The sequence below is a fragment of the Serratia sp. HNCC26DJ244 genome (assembly GCF_057180565.1).
Genome location: NZ_JBXUGO010000022.1, coordinates 1 through 19,034, shown reverse-complemented (window position 1 = coordinate 19,034; position 19,034 = coordinate 1). Strand labels below are relative to the sequence as shown.

Genomic DNA, 19,034 nt, shown 5'->3' with positions numbered 1-19,034 from the left:
TTGCATTTAGTTTGACAGTGCAGGGTGGGATTGGTGGCGCAATCAGGCCAATGCCTCGTTTTCCACAGGCATAATAACGCTGGCATGATTCCCTTTCGGCCCTTGATGCACATCGAATCTGACTTGTTGACCTGCTTTCAACGTTCGATAACCATCCATTTTGATCGTTGAATAATGAGCAAAAATATCTTCACCACCGCTTTCAGGGCAGATGAAACCGAACCCTTTGGTGTTGTTGAACCATTTAACCGTACCGGTTTCCATGCTTTTACATCCCTCGCAACATAATTATTTTTCAGATGAGATGAATAACTGATTCTGGTGAGTGTTATTTGGTCAAAAGAGCAGCAACTCACGAATTTACACTCTAGAGCAAATGGTCGTCACGTCAAGATATCGGCTTTGACAGCAGGCAGTGGTTTACTAAAATTTGATCTGGTTAACATTGCCGACATTATTTAGTAACAAATAAGTTGCGAAATAATTCGGTAGGTGATGCAGCAGCTTCAGTATGATGATGATAAAATAGAAGTATCAAGGGATACTACTTTGAACAACCTTAAGATGTCTCCATATAGACTCAAGTTCGTGTCAATTGCTGTCACCAGGCCATGGCGCGAAGCCTCAGGCAGCCAAACGAGGAGGAACGATGGAGCACCAGAGAAGATGATCAGCAATGGGCAATAGTAATGGTTGGCTGGATCTTGAACATTTAGCCGAACAAAAACAGATTGATGCGGTAAAGCCGCCATCAATGTATAAAGTGATACTTAACAACGACGATTACACGCCGATGGAATTTGTGATTGACGTTCTGCGAAAGTTCTTTTCTTATGATACTGAACGTGCAACACAATTGATGCTCACGGTTCACTATCATGGCAAAGCTATCTGTGGTGTTTTTACCGCTGAAGTGGCGGAGACCAAAGTGGCTCAGGTGAACCGTTATGCAAGGGAGAATGAGTTTCCGTTGCTTTGTACGAAAGAAAAAGCCTGAACAGGCGATCTATTGGGGAGGTGCTTATGCTCAATCAAGAACTGGAACTCAGTCTCAACATGGCTTTCGCCAGAGCGCGTGAGCACAGACATGAGTTTATGACCGTGGAGCACCTGTTGCTGGCGTTACTCAGCAACCCTGCCGCGCGAGAAGCCCTTGAGGCTTGTACGGTGGATCTGGCGGCATTACGTCAGGAACTGGAAGCCTTTATTGAACAGACCACGCCAACGTTGCCTGCTAACGAAGAGGAGCGTGATACACAGCCAACACTCAGCTTCCAGCGCGTATTGCAGCGTGCCGTATTCCATGTGCAATCTTCTGGCCGTAGTGAAGTCACTGGCGCTAATGTCCTGGTGGCTATTTTCAGCGAACAGGAATCTCAGGCCGCTTACCTGTTGCGTAAACATGATGTCAGCCGCTTGGATGTGGTGAACTTCATTTCACATGGTATGCGTAAAGATCAGCCCGACCAGGCGCCGAATGAAGAGAATTCGGCCAGTAATGAAGATCAGTCAGGGGGGGAAGACCGTATGGAAAACTTCACCACTAACCTGAATCAACTGGCTCGTGTCGGTGGCATCGACCCACTGATTGGCCGAGACAGTGAGCTGGAGCGGACGATTCAAGTCCTGTGTCGTCGCCGTAAAAACAACCCACTCTTGGTGGGGGAGTCGGGGGTGGGCAAAACCGCGATTGCCGAAGGGTTGGCCTGGCGGATTGTTCAGGGCGATGTGCCAGAGGTGATGGCAGAATGCACACTTTACTCGTTAGATATCGGTTCACTACTGGCGGGTACCAAATACCGTGGCGACTTTGAAAAGCGTTTCAAAGCGCTGCTGAAACAGCTTGAACAGGATAAAAAAAGTATCCTGTTTATTGATGAGATACATACCATCATCGGTGCTGGTGCGGCATCTGGCGGGCAGGTGGATGCCGCCAACCTGATTAAGCCATTACTTTCCAGTGGCAAGATCCGGGTGATTGGCTCCACCACCTATCAGGAGTTCAGCAGTATTTTCGAAAAAGATCGCGCGTTGGCGCGTCGCTTCCAGAAAATAGATATTACTGAGCCGACGCCAGAACAGACAATTCAGATCATCAATGGCCTGAAAAGTAAATATGAAGCGCACCATGATGTGCGTTACACGGCGAAAGCGGTCCGCGCAGCGGTTGAGCTGTCAGTGAAATATATCAATGATCGTCATCTGCCTGATAAAGCGATCGACGTGATTGACGAAGCCGGCGCTCGTAGCCGCTTACTGCCGGCCAATAAACGCAAGAAGACCGTTAATGTGTCAGATATCGAGTCTGTGGTTGCGCGCATTGCTCGTATCCCAGAGAAAACAGTTTCAGCCAGTGATCGAGACGTATTGAGAAACTTGAGCGATCGCCTGAAAATGTTGGTATTTGGTCAGGATCCTGCCATTGAAGCGCTGAGCGAAGCCATTAAAATGAGTCGTGCCGGTTTGGGGCAGGATCATAAACCCGTTGGGTCTTTCCTGTTCGCAGGGCCAACCGGCGTCGGGAAAACTGAGGTGACGGTACAACTGGCCAAGGCACTGGATATTGAATTACTGAGGTTTGATATGTCCGAATATATGGAACGTCATACCGTCAGTCGTTTGATCGGTGCGCCTCCGGGTTATGTCGGTTACGACCAAGGGGGGTTGTTGACGGATGCGGTGATCAAGCATCCCCATGCGGTGGTGTTACTCGATGAAATTGAGAAAGCACACCCGGATGTGTTCAACTTGCTATTGCAGGTGATGGATAACGGCACGCTGACTGACAACAATGGCCGTAAAGCGGATTTCCGTAATATTATTCTGGTGATGACCACTAACGCCGGTGTGCGTGAAACAGAACGTAAATCTATTGGTTTGATCGCCCAGGACAACAGCATTGATGCTATGGAAGAGATCAAGAAAGTGTTTACGCCAGAATTCCGTAACCGTCTGGATAACATTATCTGGTTCAACCATTTGTCTACCGCGGTGATCCAGCAGGTGGTCGACAAGTTTATCGTCGAACTACAAGCGCAATTGGATGCCAAGGGGGTATCGCTGGAAGTGAGTGCCGAAGCCCGTGACTGGCTGTCAGTGAAAGGCTATGATCGTGCGATGGGGGCTCGTCCAATGGCGCGTGTCATGCAGGAAAGCCTGAAGAAACCGTTGGCCAATGAATTGCTGTTTGGTTCCTTGGTTGATGGTGGTTCGGTGAAAGTCGAACTGGATAAAGAGAATAACAAGCTCACTTACGGCTTCCTCAGTGCTCAGAAGCGTAAAGCGGATGAAAGTGCCATGCACTAAGTGATAGGTAGGCATAAAACACAAAAAAGCGATGTTTAGACATCGCTTTTTTTACGTCTGAATTTAATCAGTGCTGGGAATGGAAAAGCCCCCTCTCAGTTTACCCGCACCAAGAGAACTTGATACTGAACCTTGCTGCTTAGGTAAACAGAATTATCGCTAAGAGGGATCACATCCTCGCAATCACCACTGGCAGGTGATGGATGAACCGATTAACGGCTACGGAAGACAATGCGGCCTTTGCTCAGGTCGTACGGGGTCAGCTCTACAGTGACTTTGTCACCCGTCAGGATGCGGATATAGTTTTTACGCATTTTACCGGAGATATGAGCGGTTACCACGTGCCCGTTTTCCAATTCAACGCGGAACATGGTGTTTGGCAGCGTATCAAGAACGGTGCCTTGCATTTCAATATTGTCTTCTTTGGCCATTGAGTCCTCTAGGTGTTACTACCTTAGTTTTTAACCGGCAAGATAATGCCGAAAAACCTACATTATGTAAAGAAATGCCGCTGAATAATGCAGCGTTTCCGTAAAATTAGTGATTGAAAGAGGTCATTAACCTACTGTGAGGCCATATTCATCACCATTTGATTTAAGGAGGTGCTTACATAAATCAGGGTTGATATCTTGTGGCAACCAACATTCTGGCGCTAAAACCCGGCGCTGAAGTATAGCAAGTTGCTGCAAAAAATGGTTGCGCGGGATTTCTTTCGCTCCAAGCCCGGCAGTGTGAGGGTTAAGTACCTGGCAGTCAATCAATTCTCCACCATATGCCACAAAATGGCGGCAAAAAGCCAATAAGGCACATTTTGATGCATTGGTCACCAGGCTAAACATCGACTCGCCACAAAACAGTGCCCCTTGTGCGACACCATACAACCCCCCAACCAATTTATCGCCTAACCACACTTCAATTGAGTGTGCGTAGCCCATTTGATGCAGTTGCAAATAAGCCTGCTGGACTTCATCACCTATCCAGGTACCTTCATCAGGACGTTGCGCACAGGCGGTGATGACCTGAGCAAAAGCCTGATTAAGCGTGATACGGAACGGATTACTGCGCAGAAAACGCTTAAAACTGCGGCTAAGATGGTATTCCGTGGGAAACAGCACTGCCCGAGGGTCTGGTGACCACCAGAGAATCGGCTCCCCTGGCGAGTACCAGGGGAAGATGCCCTGCTGGTAGGCGGCGATCAACCGAGGCGGTGCCAGGTCACCACCAATAGCTAGCAGGCCATTAGGGTCACGCAGTGCGTGCTCCGGGGATGGAAACAGTATGGATTGCGGTGACAGAGTAAAAAGTTGCATAAATCTCGGTTTATTCAAGTAACAGCTAGGTTGCTGAGTGTCATTAAGGACAGATCCAGTCAGTATCAGGCCGTATCAAAGGGGCAGATTCCCCAGCCGCTGTTGAAATTGTGCATAGCGCCCCTGCTGGCTCATTAGCTCAACATGATTTCCTTGCTCGACGATTTGTCCACCATCCATCACACAAATACGGTCGAAATACTCCAATCCAGAGAGACGGTGGGTAATCAAAATCAAGGTTTTGCCAGCACAATGCTGGCGTAACAGAGCCAGGATTTGTTGCTCGGTCTCGGCATCTAACCCCTCGGTAGGTTCATCGAGTAGCAATAACGGGGCTTGATGCAGTAACGCGCGGGCAAGCCCTAAACGGCGTTGTTCACCTCCAGAGAGTTGGCGCCCCCCGTCACCCAGCCAGGCATTCAACCCTTCGTTAGCCAGTAGCTTACCCAGCCCGACCTGTTGCAGCATATCACTCAGAACCTCATCGCTGGCATCAGGGGCGGCAATGCGCAGATTGTCACGCAATGTGCTGCTGAAAATATGAACTCGCTGGCTAACCACGCTGGTCATGGCACGCAGGGTGGGCTCATCATAAGCGCTCAGCGGTTGACCATTGAGTTGGATCTGTCCACTGTCTGGATCCCAGGCACGGGTAAGGAGTTGCAACAAGGTAGATTTGCCGCAGCCCGTGCGTCCCAGCAAGGCAATTTGTTCGCCCGCAGCCACATTCAAGGTCACTTTGTTCAACACGGCTATCGGTTGATTGGGATAGGTAAAGGTGATTTCACTCAGTTGCAGTGAGGCTTGGGTTTGCCGCTCTGGCCCCGATACCGACTGCGTTGGAAAGGTGACTTCAGGTTGTTGATCGATGAGCTGCTTGACCCGAGTGGCTGAGGCGATCACTTGGCCCAGGTGTTGGAACGCGCCAGCTACAGGGAGCATGGCTTCAAAAGAGGCCAAGGCAGCAAAAACAAACAGGGCAATGAGTGCACCGGGCTGAGTATTGTTGCCAATACCTGCAGCGGCAAGCCACAACAACAAGGTGACAGTCAGACCACTGGCCAGGATCATTAATGCTTGTGAGAGCCCCCCTAGAGAGACTTGCTGCCATTGGCGCCGCTGCCAACGCTGTTCAGTGTCATTGAGTTGCTGGCGGAAATTTTCGAGTGCGCCAAAGACCACCAGTTCTGCTTGCCCTTGTAACCAGGCAGTAAGGCCGGTGCGGTATTGACTGCGCAATTGGGTCAGTTCTGCCCCGATGGGCTGCCCCGCGCGATAAAAGACCGGGGGGATGATCAGCAACAGGAACAGCAAAATTGCGCCCAGGGTGAACGCCAGTTGACCATCGATGAAACTTAGGCCAACGGTGACCACTAAAATCACCACGGCGGCGCTGACCAGCGGGGAAATCACACGCAGATAGAGGTGATCGAGCGTATCGACGTCCGCGACCAATCGATTTAGCAATTCGGCCTGACGAAAACGGGCAATCCCCCCTGGGGAGAGTGGTAGAATTTTTTTAAAGCTGAATACGCGAAGCTGCGATAGAACGCGGAATGTCGCATCATGGCTCACTACCCGTTCAGCATAACGCCCGGCAGTGCGGAAAATGGCTGCACCACGCACACCGGCTGCAGGTAGCATGTAATTGAAATTAGACAACCCCGCCAGGCCCGCCAGTGAGGAAGCGGCTAGAAACCAGCCAGATAGCGATAACAAGCCGATGCTGGCCAGTAATGTGACTATTGCCAGGACTATGCCTAGCATAATCATCCCTAAGTGGCGGCGATATAACGCCAGGAATGGTAATAAAACGCGCATGATTATAGCTCCCTGCGACGGTGGGCTATCAGGTTGGCAAACAGACCGGGTTGCGTACTGAGTGTGGCGTAATTGCCTTGCTGGACAATTTTACCGCTATCCATCACCCAAATCTGATCGTAATTTACCGTCTCTTCCAACTGGTGTGTGACCAACACCGTAGTCTGCTGATGGGAGGCAACACTCAATGCCTGCATCACTAAACGCTCGCTGTGGGCATCCAGGCTAGCGGCTGGCTCATCCAACAATAACAAGCTGCGTGGGCTTAGCAGCGCTCGCGCCACGGCCACGCGCTGAGCCTGCCCCACAGAGAGGCGAGCTGCACTATCGCCCAGTTCTGTTTCCAACCCATCTGGCAACTGTGGCAGAAATTCACTGATGTAGGCCTGATCAATGGCTTGTTGTAGTTGACGTTCATCGGCTTGTGGGTTGCCGAGTAGAATATTATCGCGCAGTGTTGCTGCTGGCAGGTGGGGGTTCTGCCCAACCCAACCTAATTGCTGACGCCAACTTTCCGCTGACAATTCACGGAATTCAATGCCATTGACCTGTAATGAACCTCGATAGGGAAGAAAACCGAGCAACAGATTCAACAGTGAACTTTTCCCGGCACCACTGAGGCCAACCAAGGCGATGCGTTGGTTGCCAGGCAAAGTAAAGTTAAGTGGCCCGGCAAGTAACACCCCATTGGGGGTGAGAATTTCCAAATTCTGTGCTTGCAAGGTCAGTGGGGTGCGGTTGTCCACGCGTTGCGTGCCATTACCCATCGATTCCCCTTCGGCAGCAAGAAAACTTTCCAGCGCTTCCGCCGCGCCCACTGCCTGAGCCTTGGCATGGTAAAAGGCACCCAGATCACGCAACGGCTGGAAAAACTCGGGTGCCAGGATCAGCACCAGAAAACCAGCAAACAGCGTGACACTTGTCCCATAGTTGCCAAAATTCAACTCACCCAGGTAAGAGAAGCCAAAATAGACGGCTACCACGGCGATAGAGACAGAGGCGAAGAACTCCAACACCGCCGAGGAGAGAAACGCCATGCGCAGGACTTCCATGGTGCGCTGACGAAAATCTTCCGAAGCACGGGCAATGTGAGCGGTTTCTGCCTGACCACGGTTGAACAGGCGCAAGGTATCGAGCCCACGCAGACGATCAAGAAAATTGCCACTCAGGCGTGCCAGGGCAACAAAATTACGGCGGTTGGCATCTGCCGCACCCATACCGACCAACGCCATAAACAGCGGGATGAGCGGGGCGGTTACCAATAGGATAAGACCTGCCGCCCAGTTAATCGGGAAGACGGTGATCAGGATCAGCACCGGGATAAGCACGGCTAAATACATTTGCGGCAGGTAACGCGCATAGTAATCCTGCATATCTTCGATTTGTTCAATAATGATGCTGGCCCAACTGCCTGCCGGTTTGCCCTGTATCCAGGCTGGACCGAGCTGTTGCAGTTTATCTAACACCTGAGCGCGTATCCGTTGGCGTATTACCTGCCCACAAATGAAACCAACCCGTTCACGTAACCCACTGAGCACGGCACGCAGTGCAAAAGTCGCCGCCAACCAGATAAATGATGAAACAAGTTCACTCCGTGGCTGATGGATAATTATCAGAGCATGGAGTAAGGAGGCTGACAGCCAGGCTTGTGCGACGATTAAAATACCGTTTGCCAAGCCGAGCAGCATAGAAATACGCAACCAACGCCGTGCCAAAGTACTCTGGGTCTTGAGCCAACGGGTCAACTGCTGCTGTCTGGTTTTTTTCATCGGAAAAGTCTGTGCCGCCAATGCCCGTAGCAACAGGCTAGGTTAACGTACTGTTGAAATGTTCGCTTAAGTCACAAGCAAGACAAATAAACGCCATGGTTTGAACACTATTGTTTGGATGCCAATGGTTGAATGCCATTATTTTAACACCAATGGATTGAACACTGTGGTTTGAACGCTCAGGTTACTTTTCTACTCAGCTGTCAGCAAAATAGCACAGCCGCTACGCAAACTGCCGGAATAATGGCTAAACGGCTGCTATTCCCGGGTTGATAAACCTCATCCTTGAGGTCACCTGCGGGCCAACCACTACGCAGTATGCCATCGTTATAACATGCTTACTGACCTGTTTGCGTCGCAAGGCTGTCAAGATAGCGTTCGGCATCCAGTGCGGCCATACAGCCAGTCCCTGCAGAGGTAATTGCCTGACGATAGATGTGATCCATAACATCACCAGCGGCAAATATCCCGGGAATAGAGGTTTGTGTTGCGTTGCCGTGAATACCGGATTGCACTTTGATATAACCATTTTCCAGCTCAAGCTGGTCACCAAAGATGGCCGTATTTGGGCTATGGCCAATCGCGATAAACACACCTGCCACCGCCAGTTCTTCGGTTTTATCCTCAGCTTGAGTACTGCGCAGGCGAACACCTGTCACCCCCATCTGATCACCCAGCACTTCATCCAATGTGCTGTTGGTGTGTAGAATAATGTTGCCGTTCTTTACTTTTTCCATCAGGCGATTGATGAGGATCTTTTCACTGCGGAAACTGTCACGACGATGGATCAGGTGCACCTCTGCAGCAATGTTAGACAGGTAGAGTGCCTCTTCTACGGCAGTATTGCCACCGCCAACTACCGCGACTTTCTGGTTACGATAGAAAAAACCATCACAGGTCGCACAGGCGGAAACGCCTTTCCCCTTGAACTGTTGCTCTGACGGTAGCCCTAAATAACGTGCTGATGCGCCGGTAGCGATAATCAGGGCATCGCAGGTGTACTCATTATCGTCGTCACCAAATAGGCGAAAAGGCGCTTTTTGCAATTCGACACGGGTGATATGGTCGAAAATAATGTTGGTATCGAACTTTGCCGCATGTTCACGCATACGTTCCATTAGGGCTGGGCCGGTCAGCCCTTCAGCATCCCCCGGCCAATTCTCCACTTCGGTGGTGGTGGTCAATTGGCCACCTTGCTCCATACCGGTGATCAACACGGGGTTCAGGTTGGCGCGTGCGGCATAAACTGCGGCGGTATAGCCCGCAGGGCCGGAGCCTAGGATCAATAACTTGCTGTGTTTAGCGTTGCCCATTTCAATAACCTCTTTTTGCACAATGGCAGATAATGATGCTGATTGTAGGGAAAATGCCCGCGTAAAAAAAGTGTTAAGGCGCGTTGTTAATGATTTGTTGAATGGCAAAAAATGAGTCGGTATCTTTGATGCGAAATGAATCGGGCAAAATAGCGACGGATTGCAGAATAGGGCTATCCACGTGGCTTTTCCGCTTCTGTTGGGGATGAATTTCCATCAGGCAAGTGGCACGTTCTACTGATTTTAGTTCTTTTACTTTGACAATCGGCTGTGCATTTGCGAAAACATCAGAGGAAGGAGAAATTTTTTCCGGACTGACAGCGAATTTTAGTATTAACATCCAGACTGATTCAAATTGCAGCCAGGTGGCAGACGGGTAAATCCGCATCAGCGTCGCTTATTATTGCCTTAGGGTGACTAAGTATAGCCAAACCCCCGCTGTTTGAATGAGAATGGGTATCAAGAACGAACTCTCCTGATTAACCAAGGAGGGGGACGCTTACCACTGGCATCGAGTCTTCGCTTGGAACAAACCCTGCCTTGGTACATTGTTTTGGCTTAGGGTGTAAGTGCAGGGAAGAACATAAGAGAGACAACAATAATGGCAGAGAATAAAAAACGACCAGGTAAAGACCTGGACCGCATCGACCGCAACATTCTTAATGAGCTACAAAAAGATGGGCGGATTTCTAACGTCGAGCTTTCGAAACGTGTCGGTTTATCCCCAACACCTTGTTTAGAGCGTGTGCGCCGTCTTGAGCGTCAGGGCTTTATCAATGGTTATACCGCATTGCTTAACCCCCATTATCTGGATGCTTCCTTACTGGTTTTCGTGGAAATTACCTTGAACCGCGGTGCGCCAGATGTGTTTGAACAGTTCAATGCTGCGGTGCAGAAATTGGAAGAGATCCAGGAGTGTCACTTGGTTTCAGGTGATTTCGACTATCTGTTGAAAACCCGTGTACCGGATATGTCAGCTTACCGTCGGTTGCTGGGTGAAACGCTATTGCGTTTACCAGGGGTTAATGACACCCGCACTTATGTGGTTATGGAAGAAGTTAAGCAAACCAATCGTCTGGTTATCAAAACACGGTAACACGCAGGTGCAAAACCTGATTAAATTCGCTATACTCCTGTTTATTCATACAGTTTTAGCGCCGAGAAAATTTCTCGGCGTTGTTACGCTGTCAGCTAACAGGAACCTGGAGAGCCTTTCTTGAGCCAGGAATACACAGAAGATAAAGACGTTACTCTAAAAAAACTCAGCAGTGGGCGGCGTTTGCTCGAAGCTATGCTGCTGGTGGTGGCGGTTTGCGCCATCTACCTGATGGTTGCCCTGCTCAGTTTCAATCCATCTGATCCTAGTTGGTCACAAACCGCATGGCATGAGCCTATCTACAATTTGGGGGGCAGTGTTGGTGCCTGGTTGGCCGATACCTTGTTCTTCACTTTTGGCGTACTTGCCTACGCGATCCCCCCGATCATGCTGATTCTTTGCTGGGTGAGTTACCGCCAAACTGAGGATGGCGATTATATTGACTATTTTGCGTTGGCATTGCGCCTGATCGGCACTTTAGCGCTGGTACTGACCTCTTGTGGTCTGGCGGCACTGAATGTTGATGACCTCTATTATTTTGCTTCCGGCGGGGTAATTGGCAGCTTATTGAGTAATGCCATGTTGCCTTGGTTCAATGGCATTGGTGCAACGTTGGCGTTACTTTGTGTTTGGGCTGCGGGTTTAACCTTGTTCACCGGTTGGTCATGGCTGACGATTGCTGAGAAAATCGGCTGGGTAGTGTTGAGTGCTGCCACCTTTATGACCAATCGTTCCCGTCGTGAAGAGCATTACCACGATGATGATCTTGAGCTAGATGAAGATATTGAACCCCGCAATGGTATTGAATACCGCGATGGTAATGATGTCCGCGTGTTTGAAGATCGGCCTGAGCTAACGACTCATGAGCCTATGACCGCGGTCTCTGCTGATGCAATTGCGGATGATGGCGATGTGCTGTTTTCTACCCCTTCCGTGGCGGAAATGGCCCAAGAAGTAGCAGAAGAAGTAGCGGAGGATGTTGCTGACCCCTTATTGAGTGGCTTACGAGCCAGCAGCGATGACTATCCGACTGCTGAGTTCGAACCTGCGGGTATGCTGCGCTCTACCCTGCCTGACGCCGCGATACCACCAGCAGGTATCATGGCGCCTGAAGCGTCTGCCGCAGACAATTCTCTGCCCCTAGGGCTGGCTGCAGAGGCTGATATGCCGCCGTTGTATTCATTCGAAATCCCTACCGATAAGGCTGTTGAGTCTAATACAAGCCATTCGGCAACCTCTTATCTGGAAATAGAAAACGATCCCCGGATGGGTAACTGGCAGATAACGGATACGGCACAAGCAGAACTTTCACCACTTGATTTTACTGCAGCTCAACGTGATAGCGATGGTGCGCTTGACCCGGCTGGTAGTGCGGCGTTGGGGGCGGTGAATAACCTGTTTACACCCGCATTCACCGCAACTAATGACGCCAGTTCGCAGATTAAGCAGGGTATTGGCCCTGAACTGCCCCGGCCAAATCGGGTACGGATCCCAACCCGGCGTGAGTTGGCTTCTTATGGTATCAAACTGCCTTCTCAGCGCATGGCTGAGCAACAGCAACAACAGCAACAGCAACAGCAACAGCAACAACAGCAACAACAGCAACAACAGCAACAACAGCAACAAGCACAGCGTGTGGACGACTTTTTGCAGCAGCAACCCCAGGATGATGCTCAGCAGGAAGCCTTATTAGGTCAGGCTTTTGCCGAGCAGCAGAGCCAACGCTATGGCGAAGGGTATCAGCCAGACCAACAAGCGGATGAAGAGGCACAGAACCAGGCTGCACTAGCCCAGGCATTTGCTGCACAACAGCAGGCTCGCTATGGTGAAGAGTACCGGGAATCTGAACCTGTAGAGCTTTCTCCACCTGCTTCTTTCTCTCAACGCGGTTTTGGCATTACGCCAACCACCGATCAGTTTGATGATGGCCCAAAAGAACCGTTATTCAACTTATCGCCTCAGCTTGAAGATCGTATTGAGCTGCAAAGCGAGCAAGAAGATGATGTGCCTTTTGGTCAATATGAATCTGCAGTGCCAGCCTATTCGAGCACACCGGTTTCAGCGCCGCGAGTGCCAGCACCGCAACCTCAATCACCACAAACAGAAGTTGCACCGGCGATGGATAGCTTGATCCATCCATTCCTGATGCGCAATGATCTGCCACTGCAGAAGCCAACAACGCCATTGCCGACATTAGATCTGCTGACGGAAGCGCCAAAAGATATTGAGCCGGTAGATACTTTTGTCTTAGAGCAAAAGGCGCGCTTGGTAGAAGCTAGCCTGGCGGATTATCGGGTAAAAGCGGATGTTGTCGACATTCTGCCTGGCCCAGTTATTACGCGTTTTGAGCTGGATTTGGCACCAGGTGTTAAAGCGGCGCGTATTTCAAGCCTGTCGCGCGATCTGGCTCGCTCCTTGTCTGCACCGGCAGTTCGTGTGGTAGAGGTTATTCCTGGTAAACCTTATGTCGGGCTGGAATTGCCAAATGCCAAACGCCAGACGGTTTATCTGCGAGAAGTGCTTGATTGCCCGGCTTTCCGTGATAATCCTTCACCGTTGGCGATTGTGCTGGGTAAAGATATTGCTGGTCAGCCAGTGGTGGCTGATCTGGCTAAAATGCCCCATTTGTTAGTCGCAGGTACCACCGGGTCCGGTAAGTCGGTAGGGGTCAATGCTATGATCCTGAGCATCTTGTATAAGGCCACACCGAAAGAGGTGCGCTTTATTATGATCGACCCGAAAATGCTTGAACTGTCGGTTTACGAAGGGATTCCGCATCTCCTTACTGATGTGGTTACCGATATGAAAGATGCCGCCAATGCATTGCGCTGGTGTGTCGCCGAGATGGAGCGCCGCTATAAGCTGATGTCCGCATTGGGGGTGCGTAACCTGGCGGGCTATAACGAACGGGTCGATCAGGCGGAAGCAATGGGGCGGCCAATCCCGGATCCATTCTGGAAACCGAGTGACAGCATGGAAGTGAGTATGCCGATGCTGGAAAAAGAGCCCTATATCGTGGTGATGGTAGATGAGTTCGCTGATCTGATCATGACCGTGGGGAAAAAGGTGGAAGAGTTAATCGCTCGCTTGGCACAGAAAGCCCGTGCTGCCGGGATCCACTTAGTGTTGGCAACGCAACGGCCATCGGTTGATGTGATTACCGGGTTGATCAAGGCCAATATCCCGACGCGTATCGCGTTTACGGTGTCCAGCAAAATTGACTCACGCACTATCCTCGATCAAGGTGGAGCGGAATCATTGCTGGGTATGGGGGATATGCTGTACCTAGCACCAAGTTCATCAATTCCGGTGCGTGTTCATGGTGCTTTTGTTCGCGACCAAGAGGTTCATGCGGTGGTCAAAGACTGGAAAGCGCGTGAGCGTCCTCAATATAAAGAGGGCATTCTCAACGAAGCTGACGATGGTGAGGGTACTGCGGGTAGTGGTCAAAGCGATGAAGAACTCGATCCGTTGTTCGACCAGGCGGTGGAGTTTGTGATCGATAAACGCCGTGCGTCGATCTCCGGAGTACAACGTCAGTTCCGTATCGGTTATAACCGTGCCGCGCGCATAATTGAACAGATGGAAGCCCAGGGGATTGTCAGTGAACAAGGGCATAACGGTAACCGTGAGGTACTTGCCCCTCCGCGCCATGAGTAATTAGCCACTGATACCGAAGCGGACTCAGTGAGCAGTTTTTGCTCTATCCGCTTTCGGCAGCATTACAGCTAAAAAGAGTTTCAAAGGCCGCATTTGCGGCCTTTTTGCAAAGATGCGTAAACCCGCGCTGGTTATCGGAATATTGCACTGGTTGCCAACTCAATGTTTCAGGTAAAGTGGTGGGGTTTAGGGTTATTTGATGCGCACAGCGTTGCTTTGCGATAAGAACATTTTATAAGGTACTGAAACAATGAAAAAACTGTTAGTTGCCTGTTGTCTGCTTTCGGGATGGGTGTCTACTGCCGTGTGGGCCGATGCGGCGCAAGATCTACAGAGTCGTTTGGCGAAGGTAAACAGTTTTCATGCCAGCTTCTCTCAAACGGTAACTAGTGCAGATGGTGCCGCGGTACAACAGGGTGAAGGCGAGCTATGGGTAAAACGCCCCAATCTGTTTAATTGGCATATGACTTCCCCAGATGAAAGTGTGTTGGTTTCTGATGGTGAAACACTGTGGTTCTATAACCCCTTTGTTGAGCAAGTGACGGCCAGTTGGTTGAAAAGTGCTACTGGCAACACCCCTTTTATGTTGATCACCCGCAACGATGCTAATGACTGGAAGCAATACAACGTTAAGCAGAAAGGTGATGAATTTGAACTGACGCCGAAAGCGAGCAGTGGCAATCTGAAGCAATTTGCCATTACCGTTACCAATAGCGGTACCATCAAGAGCTTTACTGCGGTTGAGCAAGATGGGCAACGTAGTGCTTATCAGTTGAAAGGCCAGCAGAATAGCCGTGTTGATGCCGCCAAGTTTAAATTCACACTGCCGAAAGGGGTGACGGTGGACGACCAACGGCAGTGAGGTGTTCGTGAGTAACATGTCGCTTGATTTTTCCCATAATGAGTTTCAGCCGTTGGCGGCCCGTATGCGGCCGACAACGCTGGCTCAATACATTGGTCAACAGCATTTGTTGGCGCCGGGCAAGCCTTTACCTCGTGCTATTGAGGCGGGGCAACTGCATTCAATGATTTTGTGGGGGCCGCCAGGAACAGGGAAAACCACCCTGGCGGAGTTGATTGGCCGTTATGGGCAGGCGGATGTTGAGCGGATCTCTGCGGTCACTTCGGGCATTAAAGAGATCCGCGAGGCCATAGAACGAGCACGGCAAAATCGTGATGCCGGGCGCCGTACTATCTTGTTTGTTGATGAAGTTCACCGCTTCAATAAGAGCCAGCAGGATGCCTTTTTGCCGCATATTGAAGATGGAACCATTACTTTTATTGGTGCCACCACTGAAAACCCCTCTTTTGAACTCAATTCGGCACTTCTTTCCCGTGCCCGGGTTTATTTGCTGAAGGCATTGACTGCCGAGGATATTGCTCTGGTCGTGGATCAGGCAATGAAAGACCCTGATCGTGGCTTTGGCGGCCAGAACATCACCCTGCTACCAGAAACCAAACAGATCCTGTCGGAATTGGTGGCGGGGGATGCACGTCGTGCTTTAAACAGCCTTGAAATGATGGCTGATATGGCCGAGATAGACAGCAAAGGCATGCGTGTGCTGACGCCAACCTTGCTGAAGGAAGTTTCGGGGGAGCGTAGCGCGCGTTTTGATAATAAAGGTGACCGTTATTACGACCTGATCTCTGCGCTGCATAAATCGGTACGCGGGTCGGCACCCGATGCAGCGCTCTATTGGTATGCCCGTATCATTACTGCCGGCGGTGATCCGCTGTATGTCGCACGCCGCTTGTTAGCCATCGCCTCTGAAGATGTTGGTAATGCCGATCCCCGGGGGATGCAAGTGGCTATTGCCGCGTGGGATTGCTTTACCCGTGTTGGGCCAGCAGAAGGGGAACGGGCGATTGCTCAGGCGATTGTTTATCTAGCTTGCGCGCCGAAAAGTAACGCCGTTTATAGCGCCTTTAAAGCGGCGATGCATGATGCCAAGGAGTTGGTGGATTATGACGTACCGGAACATTTGCGCAATGCCCCAACCAAATTGATGAAAGAGATGGGATTGGGGGCAGAATATCGTTATGCCCATGATGAAGTTAATGCATATGCTGCTGGGGAGTGTTATTTCCCACCAGAAATGGCTGCTACCCGTTACTATCATCCGACCGCGCGTGGTCTGGAAGGTAAAATTGGTGAAAAGTTGCAATGGCTCGCTGAGCAGGATCAAAATAGCCCGACAAAACGCTACCGCTAGTGCCATTGTTGCGGTAAGGTTAGCGGCATAACGCTTCTTTTAGCGGGGTTTATCCCCGGCTGTAGGTAATGGTTAACCCAGTGCTCTCAGGGGGCTGATAAGCCAAAATCGTAAGTGAAAGAAGCCCATAGTTTTATGACCTAAATACTATACCCAAAATAATTCGAGTTGCTTGCAGGCGGCCAGCGATGGACAAATCGGTCAGGAACCGATTTGAACAGCACTTGTTCTGGCCCGCACAGGGTGAACCTCAGGAATGAGGTTCATTGATCCCCAGGAGCATAGCTGACTATGTGGCTGGGGTGACAGAGTGCAGCTAACACCCAAGCAGCTTGAAGTATGAAGAGTATAAATAGTTTTCTTTCAATAACTACAAGCACAGGATTAGCATGCTCGATCCCAATTTACTGCGTAATGAGCTAGACGCAGTTGCCGTAAAACTGGCTCGCAGAGGTTTTAAACTCGATCTGGATCTGTTGCGTTCACAAGAAGAGCGCCGCAAGGTTCTGCAAGTAGAAACGGAAACATTACAGGCGGAACGCAATTCTCGCTCGAAATCCATCGGTGCGGCTAAAGCGCGTGGTGAAGATATCGAACCTCTACGCCGTGAAGTAAATGAATTGGGTGACAAGTTGGAGTCGGCTAAAGCGGCTCTGGATAAACTGCAGAGTGAGATCCGTGATTACGCGCTGGTTATGCCTAACACGCCTGATGATAGCGTGCCAAATGGTAAAGACGACAGTGAAAATCTGGAAGTGAGCCGTTGGGGGGAACCTGCCCAGTATGATTTCCCTGTGCGTGATCATGTTGAATTAGGTGAAATTTGTGGCGGCCTGGATTTTGCTGCTGCCGTAAAATTGACCGGTGCGCGCTTTGTGGTGATGAAAGGTCAAATCGCGCGTATGCACCGCGCGCTATCACAGTTTATGTTAGACCTACATACAGAACAGCATGGCTATCTGGAAACCTATGTTCCTTACCTGGTAAACCAGGCAACACTGTATGGAACGGGTCAACTACCGAAGTTCGGCGCTGATTTATTCCATACCAAACCGTTGGAAGAAGAGTCAGAAAGCAGCAATTATGCGCTGATCCCAACGGCAGAAGTGCCTGTTACCAACCTGGTACGTGACGAAATCCTCGAAGAAGACGATCTTCCGCTGCGAATGACGGCGCATACGCCTTGCTTCCGTTCTGAAGCAGGTTCATATGGTCGTGATACCCGTGGCCTGATCCGTATGCACCAGTTTGATAAAGTCGAAATGGTGCAGATTGTTCGCCCGGAAGAGTCTATGGATGCACTGGAAGAACTCACCGGTCATGCCGAGAAAGTACTGCAGTTGCTGAACCTGCCTTACCGCAAGGTATTGTTGTGTACCGGGGACATGGGCTTTGGTTCCTGCAAAACTTACGACTTGGAAGTGTGGCTCCCGGCGCAGAATACTTACCGCGAGATCTCCTCTTGCTCCAACATGGGGGATTTCCAGTCGCGTCGTATGCAGGCTCGTTACCGCACCAAGGCTGATAAAAAACCGCGCTTGGTGCATACTCTGAATGGTTCAGGCTTGGCGGTAGGCCGTACTCTGGTGGCCGTGCTGGAAAACTATCAGCAGGCTGATGGCCGTATTCAGGTGCCAGACGTATTACGCCCTTATATGGGTGGGCTGGAGTATATCGGCTAGTTTTAGTTGGATGTTCTTCTCTATTAAAAGCGCCTGCGGGCGCTTTTTGCTTTATATCCTGATCTCTTCTCCCTTCTATAAATAACTTTCCCGGTCTTGATAGCAAACAAAGTTTATTACTCAGTTATGGGCGATATTGGGGGCAATAAATCAATAATGTGAAGCATAGCAATCAGTTAGAGCAAGACGAAACAATCAGTCCTTTACCGATTTATGCCTCAACTTTTGAAGATTGGGACGACCCGTTACGGAAAACTTACCCACTGCAAATGTTTGGTTTCCATTACAAAACCAGAACCCATTCCAGCTACGCTAATATTGATATATTGCAAGGGGCATGTCCGCAGGAGGTGTGGATTAATCCTCTTGATGCACAGCAACGTGGCATTGTCAGTGGCGCAATGGTGCGAATATTCAATGCCCGTGGTGAAGTACGAGTTCTTGCCAAAGTTACCCCACGCATAATGCCCGGTGTGGTCGCGATGGGTCAGGGTGCTTGGCATCAAGCAGATATGAAAGGGGATCGTATCGATCATGGGGGGCCTGTATGAATACCCTGACGACACTGCGTCCCTCGCCATTGGCGAAGGGTAATCCGCAACATACCAACCTGATTCAGATTGAAAAGGTTTGAATTTGGCTTGATGAGTAACAATAAGTGTTTGCTGATGTTACCAAGCCGCAGTTTGGCAATGATTGAATGAGGCCAATGAGGGCTTTTAAATAACCCCCTAATACGTTACGTTAAGCCGATGGACTCATTATTCTCAGCGATTATTTGAGGAGGTATTTGGCCCAAATAATTGAGTGGCCTAACTGAATACTACTATTTTATTGCAAGGCTCTATAATATAGCCAGCGAAC

Annotated in this window: 14 protein-coding genes and 1 pseudogene; 8 read left to right on the top strand and 7 right to left on the bottom strand. The window is 50.2% G+C overall.

Annotated elements, in window-relative coordinates; all coding sequences use genetic code 11:
• Nucleotides 1–42 precede the first annotated feature (42 nt).
• On the bottom strand, nucleotides 43–264 hold the full coding sequence (gene cspD / locus AC2A06_RS15660) for a cold shock-like protein CspD (protein WP_023491938.1): 222 nt from the start codon (nucleotides 262–264) through the stop codon (nucleotides 43–45).
• A gap of 412 nt (nucleotides 265–676) precedes the next feature.
• On the opposite strand from cspD, the gene clpS reads away from it, so the two are divergent.
• Entirely contained in the window at nucleotides 677–997 is a 321-nt protein-coding gene (clpS, locus tag AC2A06_RS15655; protein ID WP_473195550.1) for an ATP-dependent Clp protease adapter ClpS, read from the top strand.
• 26 nt (nucleotides 998–1,023) lie between these two features.
• The gene (gene clpA / locus AC2A06_RS15650) at nucleotides 1,024–3,306 is read left to right on the top strand and encodes an ATP-dependent Clp protease ATP-binding subunit ClpA (protein ID WP_023491935.1); all 2,283 of its coding nucleotides are present in this window, start codon (nucleotides 1,024–1,026) and stop codon (nucleotides 3,304–3,306) included.
• A gap of 212 nt (nucleotides 3,307–3,518) precedes the next feature.
• On the opposite strand, the gene infA is transcribed toward clpA, so the two are convergent.
• From infA to AC2A06_RS15620, 6 genes are all read right to left on the bottom strand, one after another.
• Nucleotides 3,519–3,737: a translation initiation factor IF-1 gene (gene infA, locus AC2A06_RS15645; RefSeq protein ID WP_002211347.1), complete on the bottom strand. Its 219-nt coding sequence runs from the start codon at nucleotides 3,735–3,737 to the stop codon at nucleotides 3,519–3,521.
• Between the two features lie 126 nt (nucleotides 3,738–3,863).
• Nucleotides 3,864–4,616 (bottom strand): leucyl/phenylalanyl-tRNA--protein transferase, encoded by a 753-nt coding sequence (gene aat / locus AC2A06_RS15640; RefSeq protein ID WP_473195549.1) that lies wholly within the window; start codon nucleotides 4,614–4,616, stop codon nucleotides 3,864–3,866.
• Nucleotides 4,617–4,691: 75 nt separating this feature from the next.
• Entirely contained in the window at nucleotides 4,692–6,437 is a 1,746-nt protein-coding gene (gene cydC / locus AC2A06_RS15635; RefSeq protein WP_473195548.1) for a heme ABC transporter ATP-binding protein/permease CydC, read from the bottom strand.
• Between the two features lie 2 nt (nucleotides 6,438–6,439).
• Entirely contained in the window at nucleotides 6,440–8,206 is a 1,767-nt protein-coding gene (cydD, locus tag AC2A06_RS15630; RefSeq protein ID WP_484380875.1) for a heme ABC transporter permease/ATP-binding protein CydD, read from the bottom strand.
• A gap of 338 nt (nucleotides 8,207–8,544) precedes the next feature.
• The gene (trxB, locus tag AC2A06_RS15625) at nucleotides 8,545–9,519 is read right to left on the bottom strand and encodes a thioredoxin-disulfide reductase (RefSeq protein ID WP_023491931.1); all 975 of its coding nucleotides are present in this window, start codon (nucleotides 9,517–9,519) and stop codon (nucleotides 8,545–8,547) included.
• 73 nt (nucleotides 9,520–9,592) lie between these two features.
• On the bottom strand, nucleotides 9,593–9,907 hold the full coding sequence (locus AC2A06_RS15620) for a hypothetical protein (protein ID WP_473195545.1): 315 nt from the start codon (nucleotides 9,905–9,907) through the stop codon (nucleotides 9,593–9,595).
• A gap of 213 nt (nucleotides 9,908–10,120) precedes the next feature.
• On the opposite strand from AC2A06_RS15620, the gene lrp reads away from it, so the two are divergent.
• The 6 genes and pseudogenes from lrp to AC2A06_RS15590 form a co-directional block, all read left to right on the top strand.
• Nucleotides 10,121–10,615 carry a leucine-responsive transcriptional regulator Lrp gene (gene lrp, locus AC2A06_RS15615; protein WP_023491928.1) on the top strand — a complete coding sequence of 165 codons (495 nt, stop codon included), beginning with the start codon at nucleotides 10,121–10,123 and terminating at the stop codon, nucleotides 10,613–10,615.
• Between the two features lie 120 nt (nucleotides 10,616–10,735).
• Complete coding sequence (locus tag AC2A06_RS15610) at nucleotides 10,736–14,275, top strand: DNA translocase FtsK 4TM domain-containing protein (protein ID WP_484380874.1); 3,540 nt, start codon at nucleotides 10,736–10,738, stop codon at nucleotides 14,273–14,275.
• A gap of 250 nt (nucleotides 14,276–14,525) precedes the next feature.
• A complete protein-coding gene (gene lolA / locus AC2A06_RS15605; protein ID WP_023491924.1) occupies nucleotides 14,526–15,137 on the top strand; it encodes an outer membrane lipoprotein periplasmic chaperone LolA in 612 nt (203 codons plus the stop codon).
• A 7-nt stretch (nucleotides 15,138–15,144) separates the two neighbouring features.
• Nucleotides 15,145–16,488: a replication-associated recombination protein A gene (locus tag AC2A06_RS15600; RefSeq protein ID WP_473195542.1), complete on the top strand. Its 1,344-nt coding sequence runs from the start codon at nucleotides 15,145–15,147 to the stop codon at nucleotides 16,486–16,488.
• Nucleotides 16,489–16,877: 389 nt separating this feature from the next.
• Nucleotides 16,878–18,170 (top strand): serine--tRNA ligase, encoded by a 1,293-nt coding sequence (serS, locus tag AC2A06_RS15595; RefSeq protein WP_473195541.1) that lies wholly within the window; start codon nucleotides 16,878–16,880, stop codon nucleotides 18,168–18,170.
• 173 nt (nucleotides 18,171–18,343) lie between these two features.
• Nucleotides 18,344–18,804: pseudogene (locus AC2A06_RS15590) on the top strand (molybdopterin dinucleotide binding domain-containing protein); the annotation flags it as partial.
• Between the last annotated feature and the right edge of the window lie 230 nt (nucleotides 18,805–19,034).